We start from the raw sequence: 13,547 nt of genomic DNA, 5'->3' as shown, positions 1-13,547 counted from the left end.
GGACGTATGGTGGATCGCAACGCTCGCGCCTTACCGGGGCACTCCCATGCGCGTCGTCGGGGGCATTCTGGTCCCCTGCGCGGACCAGCAGAAGGGACAAGGAAGGGAAAAATGTCCTGCGGTTGTCCTACGAAAACCAGGTCGGCGGGCCGAACCAGCTCGATCTACCTGGGTGTGTTCACCACGTGTTGCAGTGCCGTGGGCGCACGACCGAAGAGCGCATGTCTTGCCCGGGAGGCGAACTGGGTTGCCCGGCGCATCCGAGCGTACGCGGCCTCGCGATTTGGATAGTCGCGGTGGGTTTTCGGCGGCGAAGCCATGACCTCTTCGTACTCCTTGCGTGGAATGCTGAGCTTCTTGCAGAAGTACGTGATGTCCGACTCGAGCTCCTCGGCGTCGTAGAGCGGCACGGCCAACTCCTGCAGGGCGGCGTCCCGCGAGAGCTGGCCGGAAACAATCAGGCTCGCCAGGTGCGCCTTCCGCTTGTCATAGCCGAACTTGGTGGGAAGGTAATGCGCCTGGAAGAACTTCGTGAACCGAGACTCGTAGTGTTTGCCGCCGTAATCCCGCCAGCCCAACTCTTCATGAAGGAGCTTCTTCGCGGCGAACTTGTTGTAGTCAATGTATTCGAGGGGCCGGTGAACACGCATGCCAAAAATGCACGGGTCGAACAGGAGCCGGGAGAAGTCTGAACGGAGGGGGTAGGTTTTCAGCGGCATCGTGCCGAATCGCTTGTGGATTGCCATGAGGCTGCCAGGATCGCTGGCATCGTAGCCCCACGCCGTCGGCAGGATGGACTCGGTCTGCATGTTGCCGCCGTTGAGGACGTTGCGGATGCCGTACTTCTTCGCTTCGCCCACCATGGCGGCATTGAAAGCGTGGTCCTGGGGAACGTCCAGGTTCGGCACGCCAGAACGGAAGTAGGCGCGCTGCAGGTCGCGCATTTCGTCCCAGTCGAGCACCAGGGTGTGCAGGTCGATGCCGAGGCGATTGCACATCGTCTCGATGTTGCTCACCGCCAGTTCGGAATTCCAGCCCGAGTCGACATGCACCACCAGCGGGCGAAGCCCCAGCGTCCTGACGGCGTAGTGCGCGAGATAGGAACTGTCGACGCCCCCGCTCAGCCCCATGATGCAGTCGTACTCTCTGTTCTGGCCCGCCGCTTTGAGCGTCTGGACTGTCTGGTTCAGCTTGGCCGCCCGTGCCTGGGCGTCGCCGAGCGAAGCGACGTACGCCTCATAGTGGCGGCAATGGTTGCAGACACCCTGCTCATCGAACTGAATTTCGGGATCGGAGGTGTCCATGACGCATCGCGTACATGCCTGGTACGGATGCTTGTGCAGCGACTTAGTGTGCGGGTTGTTTTCGAAGTTCATCATTTGCGTTCGACCAGTAGTAGGACAAGAACAAGGCCAGCACATACCAGCAGCCAATGACCACGCTGTAGATCGTGAATTGGACCTCCGGAGTCACGCTGCCGAGGATGAACCGAGGAAGCAGGAAAGATGCACCTGAAAGAACCAGCAGGCCTACCTGCCAGGCCATGTCGTAGTGCTGCTTCCCCGCGACGATCCACACGTAGCTCAGTGGCGAGGAGATGAAGCGCACCACGAGGAGAAGGCTTAGACACTGCACGTAGATGGCCGAGGGTGCCCATGCCGGCCCGAAGATGAACTTGAACAGGGCGGGCTGCAAGAAGATCAGTGGCACGAGCACCGCCAGTGCAATGGCCGACATGGCCACGAAGTATTTCCTGAAGCTCGTGCGGCAGCGCCCGGTGGCCATCTGTTCGCGCGCCGAATCGCGCCGGAAGACATCGTGCACGGTGGCGGAGATGAAGGTCAGCGGCGCGTCGACCATTCGCATCCCCAATGAGTAGTGGCCGAGTACCGTCGTGCCGAACAACCGGGCGATGAAGAAGTCTGGAAGATAGCTGCAAAAGCTGTTCAGGAGGCTTCCAGGCGTCGTGTAGAACAGCAGCGCCTTGTGCTTCCGGTAAACCGCCCAGATGGCACTCAACCCGGGAATCCGGACCCGGTCCCGTGGTCTGAGGACGAAGGGAGCGAAGACCAGCAGCGTGGCAAGCACATAGCCCAGCAGATTGGCCAGGATGAATCCCAGTGCTTCCAGGCGTAGGAGCCCGACGCCGATCTGGAGAATCATCGTGCTCGCTCCGAGGATCAGCTTGTTCATTGCCAGCGTTCGATAGCGCCCGAGCCGGAGCAGCCACGTATAGCCCACCGTGTACAAGGCTGACAGCAGCACCGTCGCCGGCATGAACAGCAATAGGTGGCCCAGGTTGGCGTTCAACTGGACATCGAATACCAGAATAAGCAGCAGGAGGGCGGTCGATAGCAGCGCCGAGAATATGACCGGCGGAAGAATCGAGGCCACCATTGCCGTGGCCGCAGCGTCATCGGAGTCCTCGAGGAAAATCGCGTTCTCCATTGACAGGACAGCCAGCGTGACGCAGATCGTGCTCAGCGCGAAATAAATGGCGTATGCGCCAAACGCCGCCGGGGTGTAGAGCCTCGTCAATATCGGTGTGCTGACAAGCGGCAAAACCTGGGTGGCCGCGGTCGCGATCGTGAATAACGCAACCGGGCTCTTCCGCAGTTGGCCCCAGCCTAACGTCGGCGCCAGCTTGAGAAAGGTCGCGGCAGCCCGCATGGTGAACGACCTCAGCCGCCGTAGACCACGGTGTAACGGGACCGTTCGGACGCCCAGGTGTTCCTTGCAACGAAATCCTTGACGGCTGGTTTGATCGAGACAATGCCGCCGGCTTCGATCGTGTCGATCAGTTGCGGCAGATCCTCCGGGCGCGTGACCCATCCAATCCTGTGCTCCTGGACCAACTCCGCGAGATGGCTGAGGTTGTCCGAGACGATCACCGGAAGTTCGGCGTACAAGTACTCGAAGAACTTGTTGGGCAGGCAGAGTCGATAACTCAAACTTAGCGGATCACGCAGGACGAAGATGCCGACGTCCGCTGCCGCGGTATACCGGCAAATCTGGTCCACGGGCACCGCAGCCTGGAAGTGGATGTTGGGACATTGCGCGGCGGCTTCCTGGATGCGGGCCTCGGCTTCGCCATACCCCATGAGCATGAGATGAAGCCTTGGATTGTTCGAGCGGCGGAAGATCTGCACGAGATCGTCGACGCCGCGCTCGGCTGCCAGTACACCCTGGTAGATGAACAGCAACGCATCCGCCGGGACGCCGTGACTGGCTCGGATGCGTGCACGGTCGGCTGAATGACCCGGTGCAAAGCCACTGTCCGGAATCGCGCGCACCACCACGACTTCGCGCAACTGGTACCGCTGGCGATACCAGGCCGCAATCGGTTCGCTGACGACCACCACCAAAGCGCAGCGCTTGATGAGAGCGCGTTCGAGCGGCGCTTCGAATCGCTTGGCGTTCAGGGACAAACCAGTTCGCTCCACCTCCAGCTCATGGGGAACGTAGACCAGCTTGCTGCCGCCGAGCTTCGCGGCGAACCAGGCGATCGGAAGCAAGACCGCGTTGTGGCAGCTGATGTGCGACGGTCGCAAGACCAGCGCTTGCCAAGCCGCCGCGAAGGCATATTGCAGGAAAGAAAGACCCGCATAAACCTGGGTAAGGGGCCCGGGCTGCAGCGATGGAAAGCGAGCCCTGACGAAGCCCAGGAGCGTGCGAACCCTCCTGACCTCCATGCCACACGGGTCGACGTCACGCACGGGAAGCCCATGGTCCCACAAGCCCAGCACACGTACCCGGCTGAACACGCGCATCGCCAAGGTTGCGCGGGCTTCCTTGACCAACCGGGTCTCGTGCTGGATTCTCGACAGGAACAGGTGCAAGTTAGCGGCCATGGTGATTTCCAAGAAGTCCTGGAGCGCCTGGCACCGTGCCCCGCCTCGGGGACGCTCGGATCGCGAGATATCCGAGCATGAACCAGAAGGGCACCCAGGTGAAAAACGCTATTGCAGACGCCATCAACAGGACAAGCCCGAACATCAGGACCGGAAAGAGTTCGCCCTTGGAGCGCCGGCCGGGTTCGCAGGCGAAGAAACTGGCGGCAAACAAGAGAGTTGCGCCAACAAGGCCCGTATGCGTCAGCGCCGCCAAAGGCAGGCTATGCACCCAATTGCCGACACCTGCGCCCGAGACGAGCTCCGCTTGCATGTGTCCGAACCACGGGCTCACGCTGAACTGCTCCGCGAAGGAGGGCAGGATATCGAGCCTCGATGTCAGCGAACTGAGTTCAAGAATGCTGGAACCGCTTCGCAGTTGATCAAAACGTGTTTCGGCGAAGAAGGTCTGGAGGAGGTCTGCGGCTGGAAACATGAGCGCGGTTGCGATCCCGACGGCGGCGAACAGAAAGGTCGCCGTCCAGCCTTGCGAAATGCCGAATCTCCAGATCAGCACAAGCGCCAGACCACTCCAGACGGCAACGATCGCGGTGGAGTCCATGCGGCTGACAAAGTAGCTGGAGGCCGTGCCAAGTGCCAGGAAAGTGAGCGCCGGCAATGCGGACGAACGCCGTCCACGGCGTGCTTCCCAAGCGCGGCTCCAGCGATCGAGTGCGAGAAGTCCTAACAGCAGTAGGACGATGAGGTTTGCGGCCGGAAACTGGTAGCTGTCAACGCGCCCCGGGTTGTCGGTGAAGGCCCGAAGGCCCCAGATGAGAAATGCCAATGACAGGGTTGGAAGCCAGATGACCAGTGGCCACATGGACCGGGGACCATCGCTCTCGATGCGTCTCTCCAGAGTCAGTACGGCAACGTGGCTCGCCATGCCCAGCAACATCCAGGAAACGATTCCGTAGTTGGGAATCAGGAAAGAGCGCAACGGGACATCGCTCGTGAGCATCAGCACCGCGAACAGGTGCAAGAAAAACAGGGTGGAAGCGATGAGCACCTTCCATCGGATCATCGCGGCGGGCTGATGGGCCAGCAGGAGGACGCCCACCGCGATACTCACGTAGAACGGCGCGCGGTCCAGGAGCGTGCCGACTGACTCTCCTGCGTCGATGCGGATGTTCGTGCCGATCTGAACGGCGATCAGCCAGACGATCGCCAGCGCGATCAGCGACAGCGGAATGCGGGTGTGGGTCACGCGAAGCGTCGACTTTCAGGTTCGGCAGAGTTGCTCTGTGCCATGCCAACCGTCGCCGCGATCCGTCGCAAAGTTTCATGCGACAGGTAAGGGTGCATCGGCAAGCTCAGAACGACGTCTGCCAGGTGATCCCCAACTTCCAGCCGACAGTCGGGGTCCTGGACCGCTGGCTGCCTGTTCAGCGGCAACGGGTAGTGCACTGCCGTCGGCACGCCTGCTTCGGCAAGGCGGTTTGCGACGGCCGCCCGGTTCTCGACCCGGATGGTGTACTGGGCCCAGGCACTCTTGTTGTGGGGAGCAATGTAGGGAACGGTCGTCACCCCTTCGTCTCGCAGGTAGTGGCTGTATGCCGCTGCAATGTCACCGCGCGCGCTTAGTTCCTCGTCGAATACGGTCAATTTGGACAACAGAACGGCGGCTTGTAGCGTGTCCAGCCGGCTGTTCACGCCCACGCGAACGTGGTGGTATCGACGAGCCTGGCCATGGTGCGCGATCTGTCGGATGACCAGGGCCAGGTCCGGGTCGTTGGTGAAGATCGCTCCACCATCTCCGTAGCAGCCAAGAGGCTTGCTGGGGAAGAAGCTGGTGCACGATACGGTGGCCAGGTTGCAGCTTTTCCTGCCTCTGTAAAGCGCGCCGAGGCTCTGCGCAGCGTCTTCGATGACGGGCAGGCCGTGCCTCGCAGCCACTTCGTTGATGGGGTCGAAGTCTGCGCACTGCCCGAACAGGCTCGCTGGAATGATCGCCTTGGTGCGCGGGGTGATCACCGCCTCAAGCCGCGCAGGGTCCAGGTTGTACGTCTGCGGGTCGATGTCTGCGTAGACGGGGCGCGCACCCAGCAGTGCCGTGGTTTCCGCCGCGGCGATGTAGGTGAACCCGGGAGTGATCACCTCGTCGCCAGGGCCGATGCCAAGCGCCATTTGAGCGACCTGCAAGGCGTCCGTACCGTTGGCAACGGTGATGCAGTGGCTCGCACCCGTGTATTCACACAGTTTGTCTTCGAGTTCCGCGACCTCAGGACCAAGGACGTATTTGCCGTGCTCGAGAACCTTCCGGATGCGACCCTCCACGTCTTCTTTCAGCCGTTGGTACTGGGCCTTGAGGTCGATGAATTCCATGGTCATTCCACCTCGAAGGTGTGGTGGCGGTGCTTGTGCGACCCGCATTCCAGGCGCTCACCGGACAAGATGTACCTGTCACCGGTATGCGGGCACTGCGCGCTCGCTTGCCCTCGCAGGGGAAGGGCGAGCCGCTCACCGAACGCGCTCATCCAGCCAATCTGACGGGCAGGCACTCCGACGACCAGCGCGTAAGCTGGCACGTCGCGATTCACCACTGCGCCTGCGCCGATGAATGCGTACTCCCCGATGGTGCTGCCGCAGACGATCGTGCAGTTCGCACCGAGCGTGGCGCCGCGCTTGACCCGCGTGTTCCGGTACTCTTCCTTTCGCACGACGTGTGAGCGCGGGTTGAGCACGTTCGTGAATACAACGCTGGGTCCGCAGAATACGTCGTCGTCGAGCATGACGCCGTCATAGACACTCACGTTGTTCTGGATCTTGCAGCCGTCCCCGATGCGAACCCTGTTGCCCACGTACACGTTCTGGCCCAGGGAGACGCCTTTGCCGATGCGGGCGCCTGCGCAGATGTGCACGAAGTGCCAGATCTTGCAGCCTTCTCCGATCTGGGCGCCATCATCGATGACGGCACTGGGGTGTGCGAGATAGGTCATCATTTCAGCAGACGGGCCACATACGGGTGGGCTTCGCCTGGGCCGGGGGGCGTGACTCTCGACGTGCGAATGGCGTTGACGGCCTCGATGCAGGGCCGGGCGTCCGCCAAGCCGAAGCCGCGACCGGCGAGGATCTCCCGGTAGCTGGTGGTATGCAGATCCGTGAACCCGTCGGAGAATTCCAACTGTTCGCCGTCTACAGAAATGTTGCGGTACGTCGCGCGCTTGCCCTTGATGCCTTCAGGCAGGTCGTTCGCGTCGATCGACAGGAACCAGCGCACTCGCGCCCCCTCGTACTCCAGAAATCCGGCGGCCTTGACCTCATCGCTGTAGTGCACGACGCTGGATTGCAGCTTCCCGAACACGAAGTGCAGCATGTCGTAGAAGTGCACACCGATGTTCGTCGCAACCCCGTACGACTTGCGTGGGTCGCCTTTCCAACTTTCCATGTACCACTTGCCGCGGGATGTGATGTAGGTCACTTCCACCTCGGATTTCCCACGCGTGGGCGACTGCGCAACCTGCTCCCGGAGGCCCACGATGGCGTCGTGGTGACGTAACTGGAGGACGTTGAATACGCGCTTTCCTGTCTCCTGCTCGACGCGCATGAGCTCGTCGACCAGATCCGGTGTGGGCACGAGTGGCTTCTCGCAGATCACGTCACAACCCATCCGAAGGGCGGCCGCGACGTGGGCGTGGTGCAGGTAGTTCGGCGTGCACACGGCCACGTAGTGGAGGCGGTCGGACGCGTCCCGCTTCAACTGGTACGCGTATTCCTGAAACCGCTCGAACTCGGTGAAGAAGGCGCTATCGGGAAAAATGCTGTCGATGATTCCGACCGAATCATTGATGTCGTAAGCCACGGCGAGGTTGTGGCCGAGATCCTTGATGGCTCGCATGTGGCGTGGTGCGATGTACCCGGCAGCCCCAACGATGGCGAAGTTCTTCATTTGACGCTCGCTTCAGAGACGGAACACAGTGAAACCGGCCTGCCGGGCCTTGTGCGGGTCATAAAGACTCTTCACGTCGATGAGCACGGGAGTCGTTCCGCGGCAGTACGCACGCAAGTCGCTGGCGCTTGCAGCGCGGTACTCGTTGTGGCCCACGGCCACCACCAAGGCATCGACTGGATGATGAGCGTCCACCTTGCCGAGCGCGATGCCGTACTCATGCGCAAGCTCCTTCGGATCTGCCCAGGGATCTGCGACAACCGCCCGCGCGCCCCATCGTTCGAACTCCCGAACCATGTCCACGACCTTGCTGTTGCGGATGTCCGGACAGTTCTCCTTGAACGTGATGCCGAGCACGCCAATGCGGGATCGCGCCACGTCCATACCATTTTTCAGCATCAACTTGATGGTGCTGCGCGCGACGTACCTGGCCATGTTGTCGTTGATCCGTCGGCCAGCCAGGATGACCTGCGGGTTGTATCCGACCTCTTCGGCCTTGTGCGTCAGGTAGAACGGGTCGACGCCAATGCAGTGCCCGCCCACGAGCCCTGGTCGGAAGGGCAGGAAGTTCCACTTGCTGCCCGCAGCTTCCAGGACCTCGAGGGTGTCGATCCCGAGGCGTTCGAAGATCACGGAGAGTTCATTCACCAACGCGATATTCAGGTCCCGTTGGGTGTTCTCGATGACTTTGGCGGCCTCGGCAACCTTGAGGCTGCTGGCCCTGTGGGTGCCGGCGGGGATGATGCTGGCGTAAAGCGCGTCCACCAGATCAGCTGCCTCCGGGGTACTTCCGCTGGTGATTTTCTTGATGGTCGTCAGCGTATTCACCTTGTCGCCGGGGTTGATCCGCTCAGGGCTGTAGCCACAGAAGAAGTCCTTGTTGAAGGTCAGGCCACTGGTCTGCGCCAGGATTGGGACGCAGAGCTCCTCTGTCGCTCCTGGGTACACGGTGGATTCGTATATGACGATATCTCCGGGCTTCAAGGCCCTCCCCACGATCTGGCTGGCCTTGGTCAGTGGCGTCATGTCCGGTCGTTTTGCCTTATCGACCGGAGTTGGCACGGTCACGATGAAGATCTGCGCCTTCTTGAGATCCGCAGGGTCTGAACTGAGGGTCAACATGGCCGCCAAGCGGAGTTGGTGGCGTGTCACCTCCTTGGTTCGATCGACGCCGGCTTTCAAGTCGGCAATCCGTTCGGAACTGATATCGAAGCCAATCACCGGCCGCTTCTTGGCGAACTCAACGGCGAGAGGAAGTCCAACGTACCCGAGACCGACGACGGCCATGGTTTTTGCGATGACATCCATATGCGCTCACGACTGGTTGGTTGAAGACTCCGCCGGCATCGGTTCAGCGGGGCTGAATAGTCACGGGGTATGTGTGTGCGTCCGGGTACGCGTATGGGTCCGGATACGCATATGGGTTGTTTTGCCCGGCGTACTTGTGCCCATACGATCGGTACTGTCGATGCAAGTCAACCGCGTTGAGCAGTACGCCGGCGGGAGTGATGCGCGCATGGGCCAGACGACGCGTGCTCTCTTGCAATTCGCCGAGTTGCGACTGGCCATCACGGACAACCAGCAGCACCGTTCCCGCCAGAGTCGCGGCAGTGATGGTGTCCGCCGCCTCCAGGATCGGTGCGGAATCGATGATGACCATGCTGTAGCGCGCATAGTCCAGCCGATCCAGCTGCTCGGTAAGCTCGCGGCTCATCAGCCGCTCGCCAGGGTTTTTCGGCAGCGTGCCTGTGGGCATGAAATCCAGGTTGGGAAGTATGCTGGCGCTAATTGCCTCGTCTATCGTGATCGTCCTGGCGAGCAACTCCGCCAGGCCGTTCGTGCGCGAAATGCCGAAGTACTCGTGCAGGCGACCTTTCCGCAAATCCGCATCGATCAGGAGCACGCGCTGGCCGGCGCTGGCGAGTACCGCCGCCAGGTTGGCCGACACGAAGCTCTTCCCGACGCCGCGAGTGGGACTGGTGATCAACAAGCGGTTGTTGGGTGCCTCGCGCATCGCGACATGCAGCACGGTGCGCAGACTGCGAAGGCTGTCCACCGCCGGGTCCTCCGGTGCCGCTCTTGCCAAGAGGGCCACGCTTCGCCGTCTGCCTGTGGCTGCCTTCCGGGAGATCGCGCGCTCGCGCCCGCTGCGCGGGATGATGCTATAGACACTCAGGCCCGTGTGTGACTCGATCTCGCGCGCATCACGGATGCCGCGGGACAACGCCCTGCGGACGAGCGCAAGGCCCAACCCGCCCAAAAGCCCGAGCCCCAGCGACACTGCCAGAATCCGGCTCTGCTGCGGCTGCACCGGCGTGCGCGGCAAGACCGCGTTGTCGATCAATCGCACATTTCCGACCTTGCCTTCACGGAGCAGTTGCAATTGCAGCGCGTTGCTTTGCAATTGGCTATACAGATCGTTGTTCAGCTTCACTTCGCGCTCCAATCGCAGCGCTTCTTGTTCGACTCTAGGCACGGTGCGGATGCGCCCGTTCAGATTGTTGATCTCGCGGTTCAATCCGGCGATCTGTTCGTCCACGGCGCGAACAGTTGGATGTTCCTCGCCCATCTGCCGCTCGCCCAACAAGTACCGACGCCTTTGCTGCGCCTCGAGCAGCTTGTTTTGCAGGTCGGCAATGGTGCCGATCAGGAGTCGGCCTTCTTCAGGCAGCGCGACGGTACCTCTCTGATTGCGGAATCGCGTGTAGGCTTCTTCCGAGCGGGTGAGCGCTTGCTTGAACTGCGGCAGTTGGTGGTTCAAGAAGGCGAGTGTCTTTTGTGCTTCGGCCGCTTTGCGTTCCAGGTTCTGTCTCACATACTGTCCGCCGATCTCGTTGAGCACTCGCGTCGTTTGTGCGGGATCGTTGCCTCGCAGGGAGGCTTCGATGACCCCGGACTGGCGGCCTTTCTCGGAGAGCCGCAGGCGCGCCTGCAGGTTCTGGACGGCAGCAACCGGCGACATCCGGACAACGGCGAAGTGGGCGCCCGGCTCGGCTTCCAGTTCGGCCACGAGGAGCCTGATGGGTCCGAGACGGGTGGCCGCGGTGAGCGGCACCCTGACTCTTCCAGCGAGGGGCTCGTCCAGAAGCGGATGCGTGAGCGAGTACGCGCCGGCTTCCTGAGCGACCAGGGTGAACGAAGTGCCCTCCAGTGCAGGCGGTACGTCCATGGCCGCCACCTGAATCTTCTCGCGTCCGTACACATAGCCGCCGAAACGCGGCTGGCTCAGCCCCGTCGCGCGGCGCGACAGCCAGTCGCCCACGATCGGCAAGGTTCGCGGTTGCGCCTCGATATAGGCGCGTGTGCTCTCCACCGCGGGAGCGATGACCATGCGCGAGCGCAGGATCTCCAGTTCGGCTGCCGCACCGGTCTTCACCTCCAGCATCTCGCCGGCATGGCCGATGAGCCCTTTGGCTGCGCTTCCGTGATCTTCAATCTGGATCAGCAAGCTGCTCTCGTAGACGGGCTTCGTCAGGGCTGCATAGGCGGCTCCGACGGCGAAGGCCAGGACGACTGTGGTCGCCACAAGCCATCGGTTGTCCATGAGGAGGTCCCGGTATTCCGCCAGCTCGATCCCGCTGTCGTCCTTGGGATGGGTGGAGTAGATCGGGGCCGCAGCCGTGGCGAAGTGGGTGCGAAGGGGGTATGGAGCGTTCATGGCTGATGGGACCCGACGGTCACTCGCTTGACCATTGATGACTCGCCCAGGGCCACTTCCGCGCGCCTGATACCACCCGCCCCCGCCAGAGGGCCCGGATCGACTCATACGTGGAAGACGTTGCTTCCCATGAGCCGCCGCTTATGGGCTTTGTGTCTCGGATCTTCGATGCTTGCATTCGCCTCACCTCTAGTCCGGTACTCGATAGAGTTGCAATCCTCGGTGAGTTGCAACACTTCAAACGTGGAGTATCACGATACGCGTATGAATCGTGCGACCGACGGAATGCCGCTCGAGTCAAGCACGAACAGCATGTAATAGCCGCGCGGCACGAGCGCGGCTGAGTCTGGAAGCGTGACCGCGAGACCACCGGTTCGTGGCTGGACGGGGAGGTGAATCGCGCGCTGATGCATGTCGTTGCCATGCGTCGTGGCACCAGGCGCAATGAGGACGGCGTCCGTGACTTTCCGGTCCGTGGCGACGTCGAAAGTCTGTCCCAACGTGGCCGTGGCGGGGGCTTTCTTGATGGCCGGTCTCTTGCCCTTGAAAAGATATGGGGGCGAGTAGATCTGCATCTTGTGCTGGGCTGCCTCGACTGTCGAACTCCCCAGGTCGTCCTGCGACAGCAGCACAGTGGCGTCTGGAAGCAGGATCGCGGTCGAATGGTAGGCCGCTTGAATGGTGTGCGGTGCCATGACTTGCCACGTGCCCGTGGTGACGGTGGCCCGCGCCGAGTACATCTCCGTGTGGAATAGCGGGCCATCGTACGACCCGGTCCGGTTACCGCCCACGGTCAGGAGGCTGCCGTCCGCAAGCACGACGGTGTTTGCGTTGATGCGCCCTTCGTTCCAGCGAGGGAAAGGCTTCCATCCGGTCTCGGGAGCCGTGCCATCGAGCCATTCGTTGTCAGTTTGCGGCACCGTCTGTGAGTGACCGCCCGCAATCATGACCACCTGCTTGATGGGTGACGTGGTGGCGTCGGTATGGATGATGGCATTCGGATAGATGTGGTGATCGTTCAGCAAACTGGGGACTCGGCTCCACTGGTTGTCGCCAGGGTTGAACAGATAGCTGCTGGTCGAATCCGGACCTGCTTCCAGCACACTTCCGCCCGAGAGAAGGAATTGGTGTGGATACAGTCCAGTGGTCATATGCGAGCCGACCTGCGTGACAGTTCCGACGCTGTCCATTCCCGCGCCAGGCTGGAAGATCTCGACGATGGAATTGATCGCGCCGCTTCCGGTTTCGTCCAGGCCGCTGGTAATCAGCACCCGGTTGTCCGCCATCTTGGTGGTCGTTGGGTACCAGCGTCCGCTCAACATGTCAGGCTGCTTCGTCCATCCCTCGGTGTACGGATTGAACGTGTAGTTCGTCAGCGTCCCGGCGTAGTAACTGACGCCCGGTTCCGGGTATTTCAGATTGCCACCTGCGAGATAGACGCGCCCATCTGCCAGCACGGTCTGGCCAGCGCACCAGATGTTCTCGGGTGCCGGAATGTGGTATCCGGTGCGCGTGGTTGGATTCCAGATGTACGCGACGCCGTCCGTCGCCCCCGCCGGGTCCCAGAAGCTGCGCGGGTCGTATGACCAGAACAGGACCTTCCCGGTGTGTAGCAGCACCGCCGTGATGCCGAACACCGGTACGGTGAACGGATCGCTCCAGCGGCCTTCCCCCGCCCCCTTGGTCGCAGCGCCGCGAGCCGCCGCGGTGCTTTTTGCGCCCCTGGATGGCGAGGCCAACTCGTCCGCTGCCTGGATGACCATCTCATCCTGACGCAAGGTCGCCGGGCCGGATTTGGCCGCTCCACGTGCAGGTATGGCCCGCAAGCCACGCTGCGCTTCGCACTGCTGCGCTCGCATGGTCGCGTGATCTTTCGCATGCTTGGGACCCAGGGTGGCCGTCTCCCGCCTGAGTACGGCCTGTTCGGCGGTCGCATCGAGGCAGGCAGTGGCCGCGGCATGTGAACTTGCGGTGGCCGATTGGGCCCACAGTGAAGATGGCAGAGCCAGAAGGCACGCTGCTGCGGGCAGGAAACGAGATGACCTCACGAGAGACCCCTTCGAGCAGTCGAAATGTCCGTACCGCTGAAGGTTGTCCCTATCGGGAACGA

Annotated in this window: 10 protein-coding genes; all 10 read right to left on the bottom strand. The window is 61.9% G+C overall.

Annotation, left to right across the window (positions count from 1 at the left end; translation table 11 throughout):
* Positions 1-164 precede the first annotated feature (164 nt).
* The 10 genes from JI739_RS04345 to JI739_RS04300 all read right to left on the bottom strand — a co-directional run bounded on the left by JI739_RS04345 (position 165) and on the right by JI739_RS04300 (position 13,296).
* Complete coding sequence (locus JI739_RS04345; protein ID WP_201683309.1) at positions 165-1,376, bottom strand: N-acetyl sugar amidotransferase; 1,212 nt, start codon at positions 1,374-1,376, stop codon at positions 165-167.
* Positions 1,348-2,670 carry an oligosaccharide flippase family protein gene (locus tag JI739_RS04340; protein WP_201682591.1) on the bottom strand — a complete coding sequence of 441 codons (1,323 nt, stop codon included), beginning with the start codon at positions 2,668-2,670 and terminating at the stop codon, positions 1,348-1,350. The genes JI739_RS04345 and JI739_RS04340 overlap by 29 nt, the downstream gene beginning before the upstream one ends.
* A gap of 11 nt (positions 2,671-2,681) precedes the next feature.
* The gene (locus tag JI739_RS04335) at positions 2,682-3,863 is read right to left on the bottom strand and encodes a glycosyltransferase (RefSeq protein WP_201682590.1); all 1,182 of its coding nucleotides are present in this window, start codon (positions 3,861-3,863) and stop codon (positions 2,682-2,684) included.
* A complete protein-coding gene (locus tag JI739_RS04330; protein ID WP_201682589.1) occupies positions 3,841-5,097 on the bottom strand; it encodes an O-antigen ligase family protein in 1,257 nt (418 codons plus the stop codon). Before JI739_RS04330 ends, JI739_RS04335 begins: the two co-directional genes overlap by 23 nt.
* On the bottom strand, positions 5,094-6,215 hold the full coding sequence (locus JI739_RS04325) for a DegT/DnrJ/EryC1/StrS family aminotransferase (RefSeq protein ID WP_201682588.1): 1,122 nt from the start codon (positions 6,213-6,215) through the stop codon (positions 5,094-5,096). Before JI739_RS04325 ends, JI739_RS04330 begins: the two co-directional genes overlap by 4 nt.
* A 2-nt stretch (positions 6,216-6,217) precedes the next feature.
* Positions 6,218-6,829, bottom strand: a complete 612-nt coding sequence (locus JI739_RS04320; RefSeq protein WP_201682587.1) for an acyltransferase — start codon at positions 6,827-6,829, stop codon at positions 6,218-6,220.
* Positions 6,829-7,779, bottom strand: coding sequence for a Gfo/Idh/MocA family protein (locus JI739_RS04315; protein ID WP_201682586.1), 951 nt, complete (start codon positions 7,777-7,779; stop codon positions 6,829-6,831). The genes JI739_RS04320 and JI739_RS04315 overlap by 1 nt, the downstream gene beginning before the upstream one ends.
* 12 nt (positions 7,780-7,791) lie before the next feature.
* Positions 7,792-9,087, bottom strand: a complete 1,296-nt coding sequence (locus JI739_RS04310; protein ID WP_201682585.1) for a nucleotide sugar dehydrogenase — start codon at positions 9,085-9,087, stop codon at positions 7,792-7,794.
* Positions 9,088-9,130: 43 nt separating this feature from the next.
* A complete protein-coding gene (locus tag JI739_RS04305; RefSeq protein ID WP_201682584.1) occupies positions 9,131-11,437 on the bottom strand; it encodes a polysaccharide biosynthesis tyrosine autokinase in 2,307 nt (768 codons plus the stop codon).
* 251 nt (positions 11,438-11,688) lie between these two features.
* Entirely contained in the window at positions 11,689-13,296 is a 1,608-nt protein-coding gene (locus tag JI739_RS04300) for a galactose oxidase early set domain-containing protein (RefSeq protein ID WP_236589056.1), read from the bottom strand.
* Positions 13,297-13,547 lie beyond the last annotated feature (251 nt).

Source organism: Ramlibacter aurantiacus, assembly GCF_016722895.1.
GTDB classification, from domain to species: domain Bacteria; phylum Pseudomonadota; class Gammaproteobacteria; order Burkholderiales; family Burkholderiaceae_C; genus Ramlibacter; species Ramlibacter aurantiacus.
This window is presented reverse-complemented; position numbering and strand designations above follow the sequence as displayed.

Coding starts and splice junctions, on each gene's coding strand:
- JI739_RS04345 (WP_201683309.1), bottom strand. CDS start 1,376: ATGAACTTCGAAAACAACCCGCACACTAAGTCGCTGCACAAGCATCCG.
- JI739_RS04315 (WP_201682586.1), bottom strand. CDS start 7,779: ATGAAGAACTTCGCCATCGTTGGGGCTGCCGGGTACATCGCACCACGC.
- JI739_RS04305 (WP_201682584.1), bottom strand. CDS start 11,437: ATGAACGCTCCATACCCCCTTCGCACCCACTTCGCCACGGCTGCGGCC.
- JI739_RS04310 (WP_201682585.1), bottom strand. CDS start 9,087: ATGGATGTCATCGCAAAAACCATGGCCGTCGTCGGTCTCGGGTACGTT.
- JI739_RS04300 (WP_236589056.1), bottom strand. CDS start 13,296: ATGCGAGCGCAGCAGTGCGAAGCGCAGCGTGGCTTGCGGGCCATACCT.
- JI739_RS04325 (WP_201682588.1), bottom strand. CDS start 6,215: ATGGAATTCATCGACCTCAAGGCCCAGTACCAACGGCTGAAAGAAGAC.
- JI739_RS04320 (WP_201682587.1), bottom strand. CDS start 6,829: ATGACCTATCTCGCACACCCCAGTGCCGTCATCGATGATGGCGCCCAG.
- JI739_RS04340 (WP_201682591.1), bottom strand. CDS start 2,670: ATGCGGGCTGCCGCGACCTTTCTCAAGCTGGCGCCGACGTTAGGCTGG.